Consider the following 19,884-nt stretch of genomic DNA (forward strand, 5'->3'; position numbering starts at 1 on the left):
TTCAGGTTATGCGCCTGCGCCGCGTCCTTGACGCTTGCCATGGGACTGCCCCTTTGGGCGCAGGACGTCATTGTCGATCTGGACGCCATCGGCAGGCTCGGAGAACGTCTGTTGGGACCGGATGGGCGCGAGATTATCCGACCCCCCATCGATTTTGATGCGTTGGTCAATCGTCCGACCGAGGGGCCGGTCTTTGTCTATGGAACGCGGTTCCGCCAGAACCCCGGAGATGAATTCGAACGGGGCGAAGTGGTTCTGGGCATCCCCATCCGGGACCCGATCACCAAGGGCGTTCAAGTGGCGCGGCTGCCCTACGAAACGGTGTCCCAGACGCCGGTGACCGCGGATGTCCCGATCGCGCGGACCATCCAGGGCTGGGTGTTTGATGCCGTGCAAAGCGCGGATGGAGATCTTTTTGCCGTGTCGGTTTACCTCTCGGTGTTCGATCAGATCCCCGGTCGCAACCTGCATTCAGAATTCGGCTATCTTCTGATCGGAGACGCACGGTCGCGACGGCTGGCCGAGATCGAGGCCGAGTTTGCCGGACCTTCGGGAGACCCCAACACGGACTGGGTGAATCCACGCAATTGGGACCATGTGGCCCTGCCGCGGGCGCTTGAAACCCGATGCGCACCCGCCACGGCATTGGCCCGCGCAGAGATCGACGCGGGCCTCGCCGCAAGTGGCAGCGATGCAAGCTACACTTTGGACATGCTGGATCAGTCCTATTTCCTCGATCCGGGTCTACCCGGCTTCACCGCCGATCAGCGGTTCCTGGTGCGGTACGAGCTGTCCTATACGGCGTCATTCACGCTCTCGACATTGCCGGACTTGCCAATGGAGGTCAGCGGCACGGCGGGCGTGATCGTTGCCCTTGCCCAGGGCGGGGATGGTGTCTGGCGGATCAGTGATTGCGATGCCCGTCTGGAGGACGTCGCCCCCTTGCCCGGGACCAGCCTGTCCGAACCGCTTTCCGTGTCGGATGACGGGGTTCTGATGATCGGGGATCGTGTGCTGACAAATGCCGACGATACCCGGATCGAAGCGCGGCCCGTCACTGTTGTGGCTGGCCCGCGCCCGTAAGTTCCGCCGGTTGGCGTTTGCGCCATGGCCCGGCGGGGTCACGGCATTGGCTTGAGATGGGCGCCCGGTATAACTCGGGCGAGGGCGGCTCAGCCCTTGCGCTTGCGCGCGTAGCCCAGAGCGCCGAGACCCAGCAGCATCAGCGGCAGCGCCGCGGGCAGCGGGATCGGGGCCACGACCGAGTATTCCACGATATAGGCGTTCTTGTTGCTGGCCTTGATGTCGTTCCAGTCCTTGGCGCCGCCAAACCAGCCTTCGACGTAATCCTCGCCCGAGCCCCAGTCATTCGGCTCGCCCGGGTTCCAGTTCGCATAGGTCTGGGCGCCATCGGTGGTGGTATAGAACACGGTGCCCGCCTCGGGGCCGGTGATCCAGGCGAACACGCCTTCCTCATCCGTATCGGACGCGCCGATCCAGGCTTCCATCTGGTTGGTGTTCAGATCGTCGAGAAAGGCTTGCTCCTCGGCGGAGGTGATCGTCACGATATGACCGCTCAGCCCGGCATGGGTGGAGGCCTGGGCCGCGGCCGAGGCGTCGGCGAAGGTCTTCTTCGTCGTGATCAGTTCGTAGTAATGGCCATTGCCGCCATCGGCGGTGCTCCACTGGACGGGGGCGGCGGTTGCGGCGAGGGGAAGCCCAGCGATCAGGGCGGCGGTCAGTGCGATACGGGTCATGGCTGATACTCGGTACAAACTTGCGATGAATTTGAACTATCGAGGGGCCATGGCGAAATCGTGGCGCTCAGTGGGCTGTCCCAAGGCATTCCGCAAAGCGCCCCACGCCCTGCGGTCACGGCGCATGGTGGGGGGCCAGATGCGAGGCGCGGCCCGCAATCGACACGACCCGCACCCGCCAAACCGCAACCGCGCACCCCCCTTCGGGCGCAGGGGTTTTGCCGGATCCCGACTGATTTGCCCAAGGTGCATTTGTGCGCTTGCACAGGCTGCGCAGTCTCGCTAAACCCACGCCCACGGGTGATTAGCTCAGTGGTAGAGCGCTTCGTTCACATCGAAGATGTCAGGAGTTCGAATCTCTTATCACCCACCATTCTTCTTTTTGACTGTCTGTGCGACCGCGCCTTGACGCTCCGGCGTTGCAGTCGCAGGCTCGCGCCATGACGATGGACACCCGGATCACGCGCGCGCCGCTGCCCTATGACCCTGCGCGCGGGGCGGAGGCCGTGGCACGCCATATGCCCGACGCCTCGGGGGCCCTGCGCGAAGCGCTTGTGGGGATGGCGGGGTCGAGCCCCTATCTCGAAGGCTTGCTTGCGCGCGAGGCGACCTGGCTGGCCAGTGCGCTCGAGGATCCCGAAGGCGCGCGCGCTGCCCTGATCGCCGGTTTGGCGGCGGGCCCGCTGGATGAGGTCAAGCTCGCGCTGCGTGTGGCCAAGCGACGGATCGCCTTGCTGATCGGCTTCGCGGACCTGACCGGCGTCTGGTCTCTCGAAGAGGTCACGGGCTCCCTCACACAGTTTGCCGATCAGGCACTCGGGGCCGCTCTGCGCAGCGCGCTCTTGCCGGAACTGCGGCGGGGCCGGGTGCCCGGGCAGGACGAGGATGCGCTGCCCGAGGCGGCGGGTCTCGTGATGCTGGCCATGGGCAAGATGGGGGCCCATGAGCTGAACTACTCCTCGGATATCGATCTGATCTGCCTCTTTGACGAGACCCGGTTCGATCCGCCGGATTATGCCGAGGCGCGCGCCGCCTTTGTCCGCGTGACGCGCAAGACCGTGGCGCTCATGGCCGATCACACCGGGGATGGCTATGTCTTTCGCACGGATTTGCGCTTGCGTCCCGACCCCTCGGTCACGCCTGTCTGCATCGCCATGGAGGCGGCGGAACGCTATTACGAATCCCTCGGGCGCACATGGGAGCGTGCCGCCCATATCAAGGCGCGGCCCTCGGCGGGGGATCTGGCGGCGGGGGCGCGGTATCTCGACCATCTGACCCCGTTCATCTGGCGCAAGCATCTGGATTTCGCGGCGATTGAGGATGCCCATGACATGCGGATGCGGATCCGCGCCCATAAGGGGCTCTTCGTGGCGCGCGATGGCGGGATTGCGCTGGAAGGGCATGACATGAAGCTCGGGCGCGGCGGTATTCGCGATATCGAGTTCTTTACCCAGACCCGGCAGATCATCTCGGGCGGGCGCGACCCGGATCTGCGGGTGCGGGGCACGGTCGAAGGTCTAGCGGTTCTGGCCACCAAGGGCTGGGTCCGGCCCGAAGATGCCGAGGTCCTGAGCGCCCATTACCGCGATCACCGGGAGGTGGAACATCGGGTGCAGATGGTGCTCGATTCCCAGACCCACGCCCTGCCCAAGGATGCGGACGGGTTCCGGCGTCTGGCCTGCCTGATGGGCGAGGGCGACACCGCCGTCCTGCGCAGGCACCTGACAGAGCGGCTGGAGGAGGTGGCTGCCCTGACCGAGCCCTTCTTCGCCCCCGAACGCAGTGGGGCGCGCGCACCGGCAGGGCCCGAGATCGCGCCGGGCATGCAGGATGTGCTGGACCGCTGGCCCAGCTATCCGGCCCTGCGCTCGCCGCGCGCGGTGGAGATTTTCAACCGGCTGCGCCCCGAGATCCTCTCGCGGCTCGATGCGGCGGCGCGCCCGGATGAGGCGCTTGGAAATTTCGACAAGTTTCTCAAGGGTCTGCCTGCCGGTGTTCAGGTGTTTTCGCTGTTCGAGGCAAACCCGTCTCTGATTGACCTGATCGTGGATATCTGCGCCACCGCGCCGTTGCTCTCTGGCTATCTGGCCGCGAATTCCTCGGTGCTGGATGCGGTGATCGCAGGCCCGTTCTTCGACGAATGGCCCGGACGCGCTGCGCTGCGCGCGGATCTCGCCTGGCGGCTGCACAGGGCGCGCGACTATGAAAGCCAGCTCGACACCGCGCGCCGCTGGCAGAAGGAATGGCATTTCCGGATCGGAGTGCATCATCTGCGCGGGCTCATACAGGAACCGGTGGTCGCGCATCAGTATACGGACCTGTCCGAGGTGATCCTCGCCTGCCTCTGGCCCCTCGTGGCCGAGGAGATCGCGCGCCGGCACGGCCCGCCCCCCGGCCGCGGTGCGGTGCTGGTGGGGATGGGCTCGCTTGGCGCGCGCACGCTGACAGCGCAGTCGGATCTGGATGTGATCGTGGTCTATGACGGGCAGGGCCAAGAGATGTCCGAGGGGCCGCGACCGCTCGCGCCCGGGCCCTATTACGCCAAGCTGACCAAGGCGATGATCACCGCGCTCTCGGCACCGATGTCCGAGGGGCGGCTTTACGAGATCGACATGCGGCTGCGCCCCTCCGGGCGGCAGGGGCCGGTGGCAACCTCCTGGAAGGCGTTCCAGAGCTATCAGGACCGCGACGCCTGGACGTGGGAGCATCTGGCCCTGACCCGCGCCCGGGTGGTGGCCGAGGCTGGTGAGCATCCCGATACTCTGGCCGCGGATTTCGAAGTGTTCCGCTGTGCCCTTCTGCAACGCAAGGGGCCGGGGCGGGGACGTGAAATCGCGCAGGATGTCAAAGACATGCGCGCGCGTCTTGATGCGGCCACACCCGCCGAGAGCGCCTATGAGGCCAAGCTTGGTCCGGGACGTCTGCAGGATATCGAACTTCTGGCGCAGACCGTCGCGCTGGTGTCCGGATCTCCGGGGGCGGAGACCGGCGCACAACTGCGCGCGGGCGCGGCGGCCGGGTTGTTGACCGAGGATGAGGCGGGCTGTCTGACCGCGCAGGTTACACGCTTGCGGCAAGTGCAGCAGGCGACGCGGCTGCTCAGCGACAAGGCGCTCGATCCGGAGGTGGTCGGCGCGGGCGGGCGCGATTTCGTGCTGCGCCAGACCGAGGACCCGGATATGCCCGCATTGGCGGCGGCCATGGCCGACGGGGCCGCCGAAAGTGCCGAGGTGGTCGCAACCGTGCTCGACCGGCTGGCGGGTGCCGCTAGTTTGCCCAAGCACACGCCCGAGACTGCAGAGGAGCCCAAACCGTGACCCAGTCCGATGACCGACCGATGCCGGATCCTGCGCTGTTCGACCCGGCGGTGCTGACGCGGCTCGACCCGCGGCACCTGATCCGCGAGGCCTACCGGATCGAGGGGATCACGATCTGGGATTGCCGCTCGATCTTTCTCGACTGGGCGCTGGGGTCGAAATCCCCGGCCGATCCGCGCGAGGATGTCTCGATCCTGCTGGCCCATTACGGCCCGGACGCGCCGCAACATCCGATGACAGCCGTGCTCAGTGCCGCGATGGAGGAGCCGCCCGCGCCGCGTCGCAAGGGGGGGCGTGCGGGCCGGGCCGAGCGCGCGCCGCGCTAAACCTCTTGTTGCCGGGCGGGGTCACCCCATATCTTAGTCATGTTGAAACTGACCCCCCTGCTGCTGGCGATTTTCTATGGTCTTGGCCTCTATCTGATCGGGGCCAAGCGCACCGCGCGCGAGCTCGACAAGCGCTCGACGCCCCTGCGGGACCGGGAGCTGGGCAAGCTGACCGCGCGGATGGCGGAGTCGCTCGACCTCAAGGAGATCAAGGTCAATATCTACGAGGTCGATCCGGTGAACGGTCTGGCCGCGCCCGATGGCCGGATCTTCATCACCCGGGGCTTTTTCCGCAAGTATCAGACGGGTGAGGTGACCGCCGCCGAGATGGCCTCGGTCATCGCCCATGAGCTCGGCCATGTGGCCCTCGGCCATTCGCGCCGCCGGATGATCGACTTTTCCGGCCAGAATGCGATCCGGGTGGCGCTGGCCACGGTGCTGGGGCGGTTCATTCCCTTCGTCGGCGTCCCGATTGCCAATATGCTGGTCACCTTGCTGGCGGCGCGCCTGTCCCGGGGCGATGAGTATGAGGCGGATGCCTATGCCTCGGCCTTGCTGACGAAGGCCGGGATCGGTACGGCGCCCCAGAAGTCGCTCTTTCGCAAGCTCGAGGAGCTGACCACAGGGGGTGGGCGGGCGCAGGCACCGGCCTGGCTTATGAGCCATCCCAAAACCGAGCAGCGGATCCGCGCCATCGAGGCGTTGGAAGAGCGTTGGGTCGTGCCGCGCTAGAGCCCGAGGCGCTTGGCCAGCCGGGGCAGGCGGGATTTCTTCAGGATTGATTTCGGGCTTTGGCCCAGCTGCTCTGCCGCCAGCGTGATCGGTGGCAGGAGCGTGCCCGCCAACTCTCCGTCCTCGGTCAGCAGATCGCAGAAAAACCCGTCCGGGTCATAGCGCAGGACCCCGTGGCGGCTGAGCGTGCGGGTGGGGAAGTCCTTGAGATTGGCCGTGAGGATGGCCTCGGCGCGCCCGGAAAGGGCGGCGGCCAGCACATGCCGATCATCCGGGTCGGGCAGGGACAGGCGGTCGATCAGGTCGGGGTCGGGGGCGACCATCGCGCCCGGGAACCCGGAGGTCAGCAGCGCGATCTCGGCGCGCACGATCTCGGCCTCGACGGGGCCAGAGCGAGCCGCGGCGTGGCGCCATTCATCGAGGATCCGAGGGGACCAGAGGGGCTGAAACGCCCCCGCCCGCGCCGCGGCCACCAGCATCTGACGCATGAGCGTCGGATAAAGCACGCAGGCATCGAGCAGGATCCGTGCGGTCATGGCAGGAGGCGGACGAGGATCGCCTTGAGGTAACCCGTCTCGCCAAGCTGGGCATGAAGCGGGTGGTCAGGGCCCGCCCCGCCCGTATAGAGGATCTGCGCGCTGCGCCCGGCGCGCCCGATGCCCCGCAGGCACGAAGACCGAAACTTCGGCAGTTCGGCCGCATGGGAGCAGGAACACAGCATCAGCGCGCCGCCCGGGGCCACCAATGGTGCGGCGAGGCGGGCGACCCGTTCATAGGCCCGCAGCCCTTGCTGCAGCGCGGGTTTGGACGGGGCAAAGGCCGGCGGGTCGCAGACCACCAGGTCAAACTGCGCGCCCTCGGCATTCAGCGCTTCGAGCGCGGCGAAGGCGTCGGATTTCCGGGTCTCGAACCGATCGGCCACGCCCATGGCAGCCGCCCCCTCGGCGGCCAGCTCCAGCGCGGCGGCGGAGCCATCCACCGCGAGCGCGGTCTCGGCACCCGCCGCGAGCGCGGCAAGCCCGAAGCCGCCCACATGGCTGAACACATCGAGCACGCGACCGCCCCGGCCCATCTTGGCCGCAAAGGCATGGTTCGGGCGTTGGTCATAGAAGAGGCCGGTTTTCTGACCCGCTGCCAGATCGGCGATGTAGATCGCGCCGTTCATCGGGACTTCGACCCGGTCGGGCGGGGTGCCCAGCAAGGGCAGGCTGATATCGTCGAGCCCTTCGAGCTTGCGGGTCCGGCCCGAGGCGGATTTCAGGATGTGGCGCACGCCGGTCACGGCTTGCAGCGCGGCGGTCAGATCCTCCAACCGGCTCTCGAGCCAGGCGGCGTTCGGTTGCAGCACGCAGGTATCGCCGAACCGGTCGATGATCAGCCCGGGCAGGCCATCGCCTTCGGCGTGGACGAGCCGGTAATAGGGGGTGGTATAGAGTTGCTCGCGCAGGCGCAGGGCTGCGCCGAGGCGCGCGGTGAACCAGTCCCGGTCGATCCGGGCCTCCAGATCGCGGTCCAGCATCCGTGCGATGATCTTGGATCCGGGCGAGACGGCGGCGAGCCCCAGCGGCGTGCGCTCTGCATCTTCGAGAATGGCGACACTGCCCGGGGTGAGGGCCTTGGTCCGGCGGTCCGTGACCAGATCGTCGGCATAGACCCATGGCGCGCCATGGCGCAGGGCGCGGGCGTCGGCTTTGGGTTTCAGGCGAATGCGGGGCAGGGAGGAGAAGTCGGACATGCGCTTCCCTATCCTGCCTCGCAAGTCTGGGAAAGGGCGCAAGCGACTTGGCCCGCGTGGCATGTCGCGCGGTCAGCCGCGCGACACCCGATCAGCTGGCGCTGGGGGATTTGCCGAAATGCAGGTGGTCGCCGAGCCAGGTCCAGGCGCTGCGGAAGGCAGCTGCAGTGGCTTGGGCACGCAGGTCATGTGCTTGACGCTCGACTGCGGTCAGGTCGACGGGTTCGCGATGGGCAACAACGGTTTTCATATCATCTACTCCGGCTTGGTTGTCCTTGATTTACGCTGCAGTGCCGCATTCGAGTAGGGGTGGTCTTTGCATGCCCGCTATGGCGTTTGTGCAATGGCATGTCCCGGCCCGTTCCGGGGTGCTGCGCTCAAGCCCGCGCAGACCGTTGCCCCCTGCGCGCGCGGCGCTATCGTTGTTTCAGTCTCATGGCCATTGCGAAGTTAGCGCTAACGGTCTAAGACGCGCCCCATAGTCGCGTGATGCGGAGGGAAGACATCCATGGCACTCCATAACACTGTTCACGAGGTCACCGCCCGTATCGAGGCGCGCAGTGCAGAGGCGCGCGCGACCTATCTCGAACGGATGCGGCGTGCCGCCGAAGACGGGCCGCGCCGCGCGCATCTGAGCTGTGGCAACCAGGCCCATGCCTATGCGGCCATGGGCGGAGACAAGGATGCCCTCGTCGCCGAGCGCAGCGCCAATATCGGGATTGTCACCGCCTATAACGACATGCTCAGCGCGCATCAGCCGTTCCAGACCTATCCGGACCGGATTAAGGAGGCCGCCCGCCGCGTCGGCGCCACGGCACAGGTTGCAGGCGGTGTGCCGGCCATGTGCGACGGGGTCACCCAAGGTCAGGTCGGCATGGAACTCAGCCTGTTCTCGCGCGACGTGATCGCGCTCGCTACGGGCGTGGCGCTCAGCCACAACACCTTTGACGCGGCGGCCTATCTCGGGGTGTGTGACAAGATCGTGCCGGGGCTCGTGATCGCGGCGGCAACCTTCGGCTACTTGCCGGGCGTTTTCATTCCGGCCGGGCCCATGGTCAGCGGCTTGCCCAATGACGAGAAGGCCAAGGTGCGCCAGCAATTTGCCACGGGCGAGATCGGGCGCGACAAGCTGATGGAGGCCGAGATGGCCTCCTATCACGGGCCGGGCACCTGCACCTTCTACGGGACCGCGAATTCGAACCAGATGCTGATGGAGTTCATGGGGCTCCACCTGCCGGGCGCGTCCTTCGTCAATCCGGGCACGCCCTTGCGCGAGGCCCTGACCGACGCCGCGACCGAGCGGCTGGCGGCGGTGACAATGCTGGGCAATGATTACCGCCCGGTCTGCGATGTGCTGGATGCCAAGGCGTTTGTGAATGGGCTTGTGGGGCTGATGGCCACCGGGGGCTCGACCAACCTCGTGATCCACCTGCCTGCCATGGCGCGGGCCGCGGGCGTGTTGCTCGACTTGCAGGACTTCGCGGATCTGTCCGAGGTCACGCCGCTCATGGCGCGGGTCTATCCGAACGGTCTGGCGGATGTGAACCATTTCCACGCGGCAGGCGGTCTGTCCTACATGATCGGCGAGCTGCTGGATGAAGGCCTGCTGCATCCCGACACCAAGACCATCGCCGGGGACGGGCTGGCCGATTACGCGCGCGAGCCCAAGCTGATCGATGGGCAGCTGCGCTATGAAGACGGGCCGGGCGAGAGCCTGAACGCCAAGATCCTGCGCCCGGCGAGCGATGGCTTCGCGGCGAGCGGCGGTCTCAAGGAGCTAAAGGGCAATCTGGGACGCGGGGTGATGAAAGTCTCTGCCGTGGCCCCTGAGCGCCATCTGATCGAGGCCCGCGCCCGGGTGTTTGAAAGCCAGGACGCGGTGAAGGCGGCGTTCAAGGCGGGTGAATTCACCGAGGATACGGTCGTCATCGTGCGGTTCCAGGGGCCCAAGGCCAATGGCATGCCCGAGCTGCACGCCCTGACCCCGGTGCTGGCCGTGTTGCAGGACCGCGGGCTGAAGGTCGCGCTGGTCACCGATGGCCGGATGTCCGGCGCGTCGGGCAAGGTTCCGGCGGCGATCCATGTCGCCCCCGAGGCGCTGGATGGCGGGCTGATGGCAAAGGTGCAGACCGGCGACTTGGTGCGCGTGGATGCGGTGAACGGTGTGCTGGAAGTGCTGGAAGATGGCATCGAGGACCGCGCCCCGGCCACGCCGGATCTCAGTGCGAATTCCCACGGCATCGGACGCGAGCTGTTCGAAGTGTTCCGCGGCAGCGTCGGCCCGGCGAGCAGCGGTGCTGGCGTGGTGGTTTAAGGAGAGCGACATGACCCCGAGCGAAGCAAGCGCCCAGGCGCGCGATATCTGTGGTCTGGCGCCGGTCATCCCGGTGCTGGTCATCCATGATCTGGCCCACGCACGGCCCCTGGCCGAGGCGCTGGTCGCGGGCGGTTTGCCCGCTTTGGAGGTGACGCTGCGCACCCCCGTGGCGCTCGAGGCGATTGCCGAGATGGCAGCGGTCGAAGGCGGGGTCGTCGGGGCAGGGACCCTGCTGACCCCTGCGGATGTGGCGGCGGCCAAGGCGGCTGGCGCGCTCTTCGGGGTTTCGCCGGGGGCGACGCCGACATTGCTGGACGCGGCCGAGGCTGCGGATCTGCCGATGCTGCCCGGCGCGGCGACCTCGACCGAGGTGATGGCCTTGCTGGAGCGTGGCTACACGGTGCAGAAGTTCTTTCCCGCCGAGGCCAATGGCGGCGCGCCCGCGCTGAAATCCATAGGCGCGCCCCTGCCGCAGGTGTCGTTCTGCCCCACTGGGGGCGTGTCTCTGGCCAATGCGCCGACCTATCTGGGCCTGTCCAATACGCTCTGCGTTGGCGGCTCCTGGGTGGCACCAGCGGCGCTGATGGAGGCCGGCGACTGGGACGGGATCACGAAACTGGCGGCAGAAGCGGCAGAATTGCCACGCTGATCCGGCATCCGGCTGCGACAAAATCGCTAAAATCCGTCCGATCCCCGCGCGCGTTACAAAAAAGTCGTTTTTCACTCACGGAACGTTAACGGGGCTCTGGCATCACAGCCGGGCAGATCAGTGGCTACGGTGCGTTTCGTTGCCCGAGGCTATTTCATGTGTGTTCCCGCCTCGCTTATCAGTGGGCTGCTGGTCTGCAATCTGCCCGAAAGGCCGTCCTAGCCCGCCAGATCCGCCCCCAGACGTGTTTGCAGATTGCCGAGATCCGTGCAGACCGTGATCATCTCGCGCAGGCTCGGATTGGCAAAGCCCTGGGCGATCACGTGATCCACCAGATCGATCAGCGGATCCCAGTATCCCTGAATGTTGAGCAGATACAGAGGTTTGTCATGCAGGCCGAGTTGTCGCCAGGTCAGCACTTCGAAAAACTCGTCGAGCGATCCGGCCCCGCCCGGCAGCACGACAATGGCGTTCGAGTTGGTGAACATCACCTTCTTGCGCTCATGCATGGTCTCGGTGATGACGAAGCGGCTGAGGTCGGTTTTGCCCACTTCCATCTCCAGAAGATGGGTTGGAATGACCCCGAACGTGTCGCCCCCGGCCTCCTGACAGGCGCGGGCGACATGGCCCATGAGCCCCACATCTCCGGCACCGTAGACCAGCTGATGGCCCGCCTTGGCCAGCCAGCCGCCAAGCGCCGTTGCGGCGGCTTCATAGGCAGGGTCGCGGCCCGGGCGGGCCCCGCAAAAGACACATATCGAGGCCATATTTTTCATCTCCGGGGCTGTCTGCACTGTTACACGCCTGTGTGATTGACCCTTTCCCCTTTGTAAACATGTGCATAAGGTACCGTATCTCGCAAAACGCATATGCCTTGCCCGTCATCACCGGGGATGCGCATGCAAAACCGGAGAGCGGAGATGGGCAGAAGCCATTCACGGACAGCGCGAGGCGGCGGGATGAGCCAGATCCTGTCCGGAGGTCTGACGGCGGCCGTTCTGGTGCTGGCGGGGCTGCTGGCCTGGGGCGTGCTGAGCCCGGATCCGGAGGACGCGCCTGAGACGGCAGCGTTGGATCCGGCGCCTGAAACCGCGTCTAACCCCGCCCCCGAGGTAAGACCCGAGACGAGGTCCGAGGCCGTCACTGACACGACACCTGTTAGGCCCCCCGCTCCGCCCGCAAAAGTTGAAGAGGCGCCGCAACCGGCCCCCACCGAGAGCGCGGTCGCCCTCGCGGATCCGGCTCCCGAGCCAGCAGAGCCTGAGTTGGCAACCCCCGCGCCGGACCCGCAACCCGCCCCATCTGATACCGCCGGAGCCGTCGACGATGCACCGGCCTTTGACGTGATCCGCGTGGACCCGGCCGGTGGGGCCGTGGTGGCCGGCAGTGCCGCGCCCGGAGAGACGGTCCGCGTCCTTGTGGATGGCGAGATGGTGGCCGAAACGACGGCGGACCGTCGCGGCAATTTCGTGGCTCTGTTCGATCTCGCCCCGTCGCAAGCGGCGCGGTCCATGACGCTCGAGGCCGAATGGACGTCGGGGGCTGTGATGGCCTCGAAGGAAACCGCGCTGGTGTCGCCCTTTGCCGGGCCCATCGCCCAAGCGCCTGCGGCCCCGCAGGCGATCCTGCGCGCCGATGCCACGCTGCCCCCGTCAATCGAGACCGAGCGTCCCCGGACGGCGGGACAGAGCGCGTCCGCGCTGTCCGATACGGACAGCGCCACGACCCCCGAAACCGCGCCGGAGCAAACCTTGGTCGCCGAAGCGCCGCAGGTGGTGATCGTCTCCGAGGCCGGAGTTGCGCGCCCCGCCGCTCCACGCGCGCAGCCCGCGCGCCCGGGAGTGCCGCAATCGCGCAACGTGGTGATCGATACGATCTCCTATGATGCGGGGGGCGAGGTCATCCTGCTGGGACGGGCCGTGCCGGGACGCGAGGTGCGGATCTATCTCAACAATGCACTGGCCCACCGGGCCTCCGTCGCCGAGGCCGGGATCTGGCAGGCGCGGGTGACAGGCATCAAGAGTGGGCTCTACACCTTGCGCGCCGATGAGGTGGACGCCAATGGCGCCGTGCTGTCCCGGTTCGAAACGCCGTTCGAGCGGGCGATCCCCGAAGATGCGGTGCGCGCCGCCGCCGCTACCCAATCCGCCGAGCAACCCGCAGACGAGAGCACCGTCGTCCCCGCAGATGCCGCACCCACCGAGCCCGAGGGCACCGAGACTGCGCGCTCCGTCGCGGGGATCGTGACCGTGCAGCCGGGCTTCACCCTGTGGCAGATCGCGCGGGAGAATTACGGCGAGGGCACCCAGTTCGTCCGGGTGTTCGACGCCAATCGCGACCGGATCCGCAATCCGGACCTGATCTATCCCGGTCAGGTCTTTACGGTGCCCGAGCCCTAAGCCCTCTGGCCTTCCGCCCGCGCACTGTCTAGGTTGCCGCCCATGCGCGGTGCCCGACTTTCTGACGATCCCAGTGACAGTGAAACACGACGTTCCGGCTGGATGGTGATCCGCCGCGTGGCCCCCTATCTCTGGCCCGACAGCATGCCTTGGGTGAAACGCCGGGTGGTGCTGGCCATGGCAGCGCTGGTCATGGCCAAGCTGATCGCCGTGGGCACGCCCTTTTTCTACAAACTCGCCGTGGATGCGCTCGCGGGGGATGCGCCTTCGGGGCCGATGCTGCTGGCGGTGGGGGCGGTCGGGCTGACCGTGGCCTATGGCATGGCCCGGCTGATGACCGTGGGCTTCCAGCAGCTGCGCGATGTCATCTTTGCCAAGGTCGGGCAACGTGCGCTGCGCACGCTCGCGCTCGAGACCTTTACCCATATTCACCGGCTGTCCATGCGCTATCACATCACGCGCAAGACCGGCGGGCTCAGCCGGATCATCGAGCGCGGGGTGAAAGGGGTCGAGTTCCTCTTGCGGTTCATGCTGTTCTCGATCGGGCCGCTGATCCTCGAGCTTTCGCTCATCTCGATCATCCTGTTCGTCTATTTCGATGCGAGCTACCTGCTGGTCGTGGCGGCCACCATCGCGCTCTATGTGGCGTTCACCTTCAAGGTCACGGAATGGCGCGTGCGGATCCGGCGCGAGATGAACCGGCAGGACACCGACGCGAACCAGAAGGCCATCGACAGCCTGCTCAATTTCGAGACCGTCAAGTATTTCGGGGCCGAGCGGCGTGAGGCGGAGCGGTATGACGGCGCCATGGAGGGCTATGAAGCCGCCGCCCTGCGCACGAGTTATACGCTGGGCTTTCTGAATTTCGGCCAGTCCGTCCTGATCACCTCGGGACTGGTGGGGGTAATGGTCCTCGCCGCGTTCGGGGTGCAGCGCGGGGATCTGACCGTGGGCGATTTCGTCATGGTGAATGCCTATATGCTGCAGATCACCCAGCCGCTGAACTTCCTTGGCACGGTGTATCGCGAGATCCGGCAGGCGCTGATCGATATGGGCGACATGTTCGACCTGCTGGAGCAGCCCGCCGAGGTTCAGGACAAGCCGGACGCCCCCGAGATCCGCGTGACGGGCGGCGAGGTGGTGCTGGAGGACGTGGTCTTTGGCTATGACGCCGCGCGGCCCATCCTCAAGGGAGTCAGCCTGCGCGTGGGGGCCGGGCAGACCATCGCCATTGTCGGGCCCTCGGGATCGGGCAAATCGACCATCGGACGGCTGCTCTTCCGGTTCTACGATGTCTCGGAGGGCGCGCTGCGGATCGACGGACAGGATGTGCGCGACATCACGCAGGAGAGCCTGCACGCACAGATCGGCGTCGTGCCCCAGGACACGGTGCTCTTCAACGACACGATCTACTACAACATCGCCTATGGCCGCCCCGACGCGAGCCGTTCCGAGATCGAGGCGGCGGCGCGGGCCGCGAAGATCCATGACTTCATCCAGACATTGCCCGAGGGCTACGAGACCAAGGTGGGCGAGCGCGGACTGAAACTGTCCGGTGGAGAGAAGCAGCGGGTCGGCATCGCGCGGACGCTTCTCAAGGATCCGCCGATCCTGCTGCTGGATGAAGCGACCTCCGCGCTTGATAGCGAAACGGAGCGGGATATTCAGGACAGCCTTGCCGCCATGGGCGAGGGGCGTAGCGTGATCATGATCGCGCACCGGCTTTCCACGGTGGTCGAGGCGGATCTGATCATTGTGCTGGAAAACGGCGTGGTGGTGGAACAGGGCACCCATGAGGCCCTTGTGGGCGCTGGCGGGCGCTACGCCGCCATGTGGACGCGGCAGCTGTCAGAGCCGGATGCGGATGCAGCGTAAGCGTGGGCGCAGGTCGGTTTGCTGGGCGGCCAAGCGCGCGCGGGTCTGCAAATGCCGGAACGGGGGCTTGCATCTCCGGGCGGTATGGGTTTGAGAAACCGGCAAAAAAAAGGGCCGAGCATAAGCTCGGCCTAAGTCCAACAGGGAGGTATAGAACAACATGCCGTTGTCCTATGCACATCAGATAGGACGCGCCTCATTTTCGATCAAGAATGAAAAATGCCGCAGGTGCGCAATTCCGCTATGACGGAATTGCATAGCTACTCGTCGACATCCCGTTTTGCGCGCCGATAGGCGATGACTTCCTCGGCCACGAAGTCGCGAAACGCCTCGATTCGCTTGGAGTGGCGAAGCTCCTCGGGATAGGCGAGAAAGACCGGGACATCGCTGCTTTCAAAGTCCGGGATGACCTGTTCGAGCTGCGGAAAGTCGGTGACGAGGTAATCCGGCAGAACCCCGATCCCGAGATCGTTGATCACCGCCTGCAGCACTCCGAAATAATTGTTCACCATCAACGAGTGGGTGACATCGTTGTTGAAGATCTCGCGCACGAGCAGCCCGCCCGCGCTGACCTGAGCGCTGTCGCTGTTCTGGCAGATGATCCGGTGGTCCGAGATGTCGCTGATCTTTGACGGGCGGCCATTGCGCGCCAGATAGCTCGGCGACGCATAGAGCCGCATGCGGATCGTCATCAGCTTCTTGCGGATCAGATCCGCCTGGCTTGGCTCCTTCATGCGGATGGCCACATCGGCCTCGCGCATGGGCAGGTCGAGCACGCGCTCTTCGAGCATCAGATCCACGTTAAGGTCCGGGTAGCGCTCATAGAGCCGCGAAAGGCGCGGAGCGAGCCAAAGAGAGCCAAACCCGATCGTGGTGGTCACACGGAGCTGGCCAAAGACCTCCTCCTCGCTGTCCCGGATCCGGGCCGAGGCGGCTTCGAGCCGTTTGGACATGGCCGCCGTGGCATCGAACAAAAGCTCGCCCTGTTCGGTCAGGATCAGACCACGCGCATGGCGGTGAAAGAGGATCGTGTTGAGGCTTTCCTCAAGGGCGCGGATCTGGCGGCTGACGGCCGATTGGCTCAGATGCAGGGAATCGCCCGCATGTGTCAGGCTGCCCGCATCCGCGACCGCGTGGAAGATCCGCAGTTTGTCCCAATCCATGGTCCGATAATGTCCCTGTGAGTTGCATTTTGCGCTAACAGTTACCCGCAAGGGGGCTCTGCGCGCAATGAAGTCTTTGGCGCGAAATTGATTTTGTAGGTCAGGAATTTTGACCTACATTAAGATCAGCTTTGACCGTCTGGGAGGGTTCGCGATGAGTTTGCTTGAGGTTCACCTGTCCGATCGTCTGGATCTGGAGGCGTCGCCCGTGCTGCTGAATGGCACGCAGGCGCTGGTCCGGTTGACCCTGATGCAGGCCGCCCGGGACCGCGCCGCGGGGCTCGACACCGCGGGTTACGTGACCGGCTATCGCGGCTCACCGCTGGGCGCGGTGGACCAACAGATGGGCCAGAATATCGACACGCTGCGTGCGGCCGGGATCGAATTTGAGCCCGGTCTCAACGAGGATCTGGCCGCCACGGCGGTTTGGGGCACCCAACAGGCTGAGCTGCGCGGCGAGGGGCGGCATGATGGCGTCTTTGGCATGTGGTATGGCAAGGGGCCCGGCGTGGACCGCACTGGCGACGTCATGAAGCACGCCAATCTCGCCGGCACGTCGCCCAATGGCGGTGTGATTTTCGTGATGGGGGATGACCACACGGGCGAAAGCTCCACCACCTGCCACCAGTCGGAATTCGCCTTGCTCGACGCCTATATGCCGGTCCTGTCACCTGCGGGCGTGCAGGAGATCCTGGATTACGGCCTCTTCGGCTGGGCGCTCAGCCGTTATGCCGGGGTCTGGGTCGGGCTGAAGGCCATGAAGGACACGGTGGAGGCAACGGCGGTGGTGGATGGCCGCGCGGATCGGATGCGCTTCGTGACGCCGGATTTCGCCATGCCCGAGGGTGGCCTGAACATTCGGCTGGTGGATGGCTGGACTCAGCAGGAAGAACGGCTGATCTCGCAAAAGCGCTATGCCGCCGAGGCGTTTGGCCATGCTAACCGGATCGACAAGCGGGTGCTCGGCAAGCCCGGGGCCAAGATCGGGTTCGTGGCGGCGGGCAAGAACTGGCTCGATCTGAGCCATGCCATGGACCTTCTGGGCATCGATGCGGCGCGGGCCGAGGCGCTCGGCGTGACCACCTACAAGGTCGGCATGACATGGCCGCTCGATCGCAAGGGGTTCCTCGACTGGGCCGAGGGGCTGGACCTGATCGTGGTGGTCGAGGAGAAGCGCAAGCTGCTGGAGGTGCAGGTCAAGGAGACGATCTTCAACAACCGGCGCGGGCGGCGGGTCTATGGCGGCGAGAAGGCCCCGGGCGAGGTTCTCTTCCCGGCCTATGGCGCGCTCGACCCGGTGACGATTGCCGAGACCCTCGGGCAGGTCCTGATCGAGGAGGGGCGCGGCTCGGAACCGCTGGAAAGCGCGCTCGCCCGCCTGACCGAGGCCAAGCGCGCGGACAATGCAGCGGACCTGGCCCAGCGGACGCCCTATTTCTGCTCAGGCTGCCCGCACAACACCTCGACCAAGGTGCCCGAGGGGGCCCATGCCTTTGCCGGGATCGGCTGTCACTACATGGCGCTCTGGATGGATCGCGATACGGCCGGGTTCACTCATATGGGCGGCGAGGGGGCTAACTGGATCGGAGAGGGCAAATTCTCGACCCGCGATCACGTGTTCCAGAATATCGGCGACGGAACCTATAACCATTCGGGCATTCAGGCGATCCGTGCCGCCCATGCGGCCCATGCCAACATCACCTACAAGATCCTGTTCAACGACGCGGTGGCGATGACCGGCGGGCAGACCAATGATGGTGGGCTCGATGCCGCGCGCATCGCGTGGGAGCTCAAGGGGATCGGCCTGCGCCATATCCACATCGTCTATGATGAGAAGGAAGAGATCGATTTCTCGGCCTTTCCCGGCGATCTGCCCCGCAGCGGCCGGGACGACCTGATGGCGGTGCAGGAGGATCTTGCCAAGACCAAGGGCGTTTCCGCGATCCTCTATATCCAGACCTGCGCCGCCGAAAAGCGTCGGCGTCGCAAGCGCGGGCTCTTTCCCGATCCGGACAAGCGGGTCTTCATCAATACGGATGTCTGCGAGGGCTGCGGCGATTGCGGGGTGCAGTCCAACTGCGTGGCCATCGTCCCGGAAGAGACCGAGCTGGGCCGCAAACGGGCGGTGGATCAATCCGCCTGCAACAAGGATTTCAGCTGCCTCAAGGGGTTCTGCCCCTCCTTTGTCACTGTCGAAGGTGCCACCCTGCGCAAGGCGGCGACTGCCGAGGTCGAGATCGGCGTGCTGCCCGCGCCGGTACTGCCCGCGATCTCGGGGACCCATAACCTGCTGATCACCGGGGTTGGCGGCATGGGCGTGGTGACCATCGGGGCCACGCTCGCCATGGCCGCGCGGCTCGAGGGGAAGGGCGTAGGCATGATGGAGATGGCCGGTCTCGCCCAGAAGGGCGGCGCGGTACAGATCCACTGCCGGATCGCGGACCGCCCCGAAGACATCACGGCGGTGCGCGTCTCGGTGGGCGAAGCGGACGGTGTGATTGGCGGCGATCTGGTGGTCACGGCCAGCGGCAAGGTGCAGGGCATGATGACCCAGGGCCGGACCCGCGCGGTGGTCAACAGCCACGAGATTGTGACCGGCGATTTCACCCGGGATCGGGAGTTCCGCATCCCCGGCGCGGACCTGCAGGTCTCGTTGCAGGCTCGGCTGGGGGCGGAGGGCGTGGACTTCTTCGACAGCTCCGCATTGGCGCGCAAGCTTCTGGGGGACTCAATCTTTTCGAACATGCTCATGACGGGCGCCGCATGGCAGCGCGGGTTGATCCCGCTCAGCCGGGACGCGATCCTTCGGGCGATCGAGCTCAACGGTGCGGCAGTGGAGCGGAACAAAACCGCTTTCGACTATGGCCGCTGGGCGGTGCTGAACCCCGACGCGGCGGCGCGCTTGTTGAGCGCAGAGGTGGTGGCGCGGCCCAAGACCCTCGCCGAAAAGATCGCCTTTCGCGAGGAGCATCTGCGCCATTATCAGTCCGCGCGTCTGGCCCGGAAATACCGCCGCGCGGTCGATGCGGTTGCCGATCCCACACTGCAGGAGGTTGTCGCGCTCAACTACCACAAGGTCTTGAGCTACAAGGATGAATACGAGGTCGCGCGGCTTCTGCGCGAGACCGCCGCCAAGGCGGCGGACAGCTTCGACGGGGATCTCAAGCTGACCTATCATCTGGCACCGCCGCTCCTGTCGCGGACGGGCAAGGATGGGCGCCCGGTCAAGCGCGCCTTGGGGGCGTGGATCGAAAAGCTCTATGGGCCGCTTGCGGCGATGAAGATCCTGCGGGGCACACCGCTGGATCCATTCGGCTATACCGAAGAGCGGCGGCGGGAGCGGGCCTTGATCAAGCTTTACGAGGCGGATCTGGCCAAGGTGCAGGCGGGGCTGAGCCCGGCGCGGGCCGATGCGGCGGCGGCCCTGTTGGGCTGGCCGGATATGGTGCGCGGTTTCGGCCCGGTGAAGGCGCAGGCCGAGACCGCCATGCGTACCCGTCGCGAAGAGCTCTGGCTGGCTTTCGAGGCGGCGGAAACCGGGATGGCCCAGGCTGCGGAATAAGCTTGGAGCTGTCCGCCCAGTTGCGGTACAGGAAACGTCAGATCCAGTGGAG

15 protein-coding genes and 1 tRNA gene are annotated in these 19,884 nt (G+C 65.9%); 10 read left to right on the forward strand and 6 right to left on the reverse strand.

Annotated elements, in window-relative coordinates; translation table 11 throughout:
* The first annotated feature begins 39 nt into the window (after positions 1 to 39).
* On the forward strand, positions 40 to 1,083 hold the full coding sequence (locus ACP15I_RS06920) for a hypothetical protein (protein ID WP_424974485.1): 1,044 nt from the start codon (positions 40 to 42) through the stop codon (positions 1,081 to 1,083).
* An 89-nt stretch (positions 1,084 to 1,172) separates the two neighbouring features.
* On the opposite strand, the gene ACP15I_RS06925 is transcribed toward ACP15I_RS06920, so the two are convergent.
* Positions 1,173 to 1,757 (reverse strand): lectin-like protein, encoded by a 585-nt coding sequence (locus ACP15I_RS06925; RefSeq protein WP_424974486.1) that lies wholly within the window; start codon positions 1,755 to 1,757, stop codon positions 1,173 to 1,175.
* Between the two features lie 298 nt (positions 1,758 to 2,055).
* On the opposite strand from ACP15I_RS06925, the gene ACP15I_RS06930 reads away from it, so the two are divergent.
* The 4 genes from ACP15I_RS06930 to ACP15I_RS06945 all read left to right on the forward strand — a co-directional run bounded on the left by ACP15I_RS06930 (position 2,056) and on the right by ACP15I_RS06945 (position 6,132).
* Positions 2,056 to 2,130 (forward strand) — tRNA-Val (locus ACP15I_RS06930).
* Positions 2,131 to 2,197: 67 nt separating this feature from the next.
* Positions 2,198 to 5,074 carry a glutamine-synthetase adenylyltransferase gene (locus ACP15I_RS06935; protein ID WP_424974487.1) on the forward strand — a complete coding sequence of 959 codons (2,877 nt, stop codon included), beginning with the start codon at positions 2,198 to 2,200 and terminating at the stop codon, positions 5,072 to 5,074.
* Positions 5,071 to 5,400 carry a hypothetical protein gene (locus ACP15I_RS06940; RefSeq protein WP_424974488.1) on the forward strand — a complete coding sequence of 110 codons (330 nt, stop codon included), beginning with the start codon at positions 5,071 to 5,073 and terminating at the stop codon, positions 5,398 to 5,400. The genes ACP15I_RS06935 and ACP15I_RS06940 overlap by 4 nt, the downstream gene beginning before the upstream one ends.
* A 39-nt stretch (positions 5,401 to 5,439) precedes the next feature.
* Positions 5,440 to 6,132 (forward strand): M48 family metallopeptidase, encoded by a 693-nt coding sequence (locus ACP15I_RS06945; RefSeq protein ID WP_424967564.1) that lies wholly within the window; start codon positions 5,440 to 5,442, stop codon positions 6,130 to 6,132.
* Here the strand turns inward: ACP15I_RS06945 and ACP15I_RS06950 are convergent.
* The 3 genes from ACP15I_RS06950 to ACP15I_RS06960 all read right to left on the reverse strand — a co-directional run bounded on the left by ACP15I_RS06950 (position 6,129) and on the right by ACP15I_RS06960 (position 8,117).
* Positions 6,129 to 6,668: an RSP_2648 family PIN domain-containing protein gene (locus ACP15I_RS06950; RefSeq protein WP_424974489.1), complete on the reverse strand. Its 540-nt coding sequence runs from the start codon at positions 6,666 to 6,668 to the stop codon at positions 6,129 to 6,131. The genes ACP15I_RS06945 and ACP15I_RS06950 overlap by 4 nt on opposite strands.
* Entirely contained in the window at positions 6,665 to 7,867 is a 1,203-nt protein-coding gene (locus tag ACP15I_RS06955) for an RSP_2647 family RNA methyltransferase (protein ID WP_424974490.1), read from the reverse strand. Before ACP15I_RS06955 ends, ACP15I_RS06950 begins: the two co-directional genes overlap by 4 nt.
* A gap of 91 nt (positions 7,868 to 7,958) precedes the next feature.
* Positions 7,959 to 8,117: an RSP_7527 family protein gene (locus ACP15I_RS06960; RefSeq protein WP_424967567.1), complete on the reverse strand. Its 159-nt coding sequence runs from the start codon at positions 8,115 to 8,117 to the stop codon at positions 7,959 to 7,961.
* 258 nt (positions 8,118 to 8,375) lie between these two features.
* Between ACP15I_RS06960 and edd the strand changes: the two genes are divergently transcribed.
* Positions 8,376 to 10,181, forward strand: a complete 1,806-nt coding sequence (gene edd, locus ACP15I_RS06965; protein WP_424974491.1) for a phosphogluconate dehydratase — start codon at positions 8,376 to 8,378, stop codon at positions 10,179 to 10,181.
* 10 nt (positions 10,182 to 10,191) lie between these two features.
* A complete protein-coding gene (gene eda, locus ACP15I_RS06970) occupies positions 10,192 to 10,833 on the forward strand; it encodes a bifunctional 4-hydroxy-2-oxoglutarate aldolase/2-dehydro-3-deoxy-phosphogluconate aldolase (protein ID WP_424974492.1) in 642 nt (213 codons plus the stop codon).
* Positions 10,834 to 11,051: 218 nt separating this feature from the next.
* Here the strand turns inward: eda and ACP15I_RS06975 are convergent, their stop codons facing one another.
* Complete coding sequence (locus ACP15I_RS06975; RefSeq protein WP_424974493.1) at positions 11,052 to 11,600, reverse strand: TIGR00730 family Rossman fold protein; 549 nt, start codon at positions 11,598 to 11,600, stop codon at positions 11,052 to 11,054.
* 192 nt (positions 11,601 to 11,792) lie between these two features.
* Between ACP15I_RS06975 and ACP15I_RS06980 the strand changes: the two genes are divergently transcribed.
* Together ACP15I_RS06980 and ACP15I_RS06985 are read left to right on the forward strand one after the other, a co-directional pair.
* Positions 11,793 to 13,232 carry a LysM peptidoglycan-binding domain-containing protein gene (locus tag ACP15I_RS06980; protein WP_424974494.1) on the forward strand — a complete coding sequence of 480 codons (1,440 nt, stop codon included), beginning with the start codon at positions 11,793 to 11,795 and terminating at the stop codon, positions 13,230 to 13,232.
* 42 nt (positions 13,233 to 13,274) lie between these two features.
* Positions 13,275 to 15,107 (forward strand): ABCB family ABC transporter ATP-binding protein/permease, encoded by a 1,833-nt coding sequence (locus ACP15I_RS06985; RefSeq protein WP_424974495.1) that lies wholly within the window; start codon positions 13,275 to 13,277, stop codon positions 15,105 to 15,107.
* Between the two features lie 260 nt (positions 15,108 to 15,367).
* Here the strand turns inward: ACP15I_RS06985 and ACP15I_RS06990 are convergent, their stop codons facing one another.
* Complete coding sequence (locus ACP15I_RS06990) at positions 15,368 to 16,270, reverse strand: LysR family transcriptional regulator (protein ID WP_424967573.1); 903 nt, start codon at positions 16,268 to 16,270, stop codon at positions 15,368 to 15,370.
* Between the two features lie 154 nt (positions 16,271 to 16,424).
* Here ACP15I_RS06990 and ACP15I_RS06995 point away from each other — a divergent pair, with 154 nt between their 5' ends.
* The gene (locus ACP15I_RS06995) at positions 16,425 to 19,832 is read left to right on the forward strand and encodes an indolepyruvate ferredoxin oxidoreductase family protein (RefSeq protein WP_424974496.1); all 3,408 of its coding nucleotides are present in this window, start codon (positions 16,425 to 16,427) and stop codon (positions 19,830 to 19,832) included.
* The last annotated feature ends 52 nt before the right edge of the window (positions 19,833 to 19,884 follow it).

Source organism: Dinoroseobacter sp. S124A (assembly GCF_049801015.1).
In the GTDB taxonomy this organism is placed as follows: domain Bacteria; phylum Pseudomonadota; class Alphaproteobacteria; order Rhodobacterales; family Rhodobacteraceae; genus Dinoroseobacter.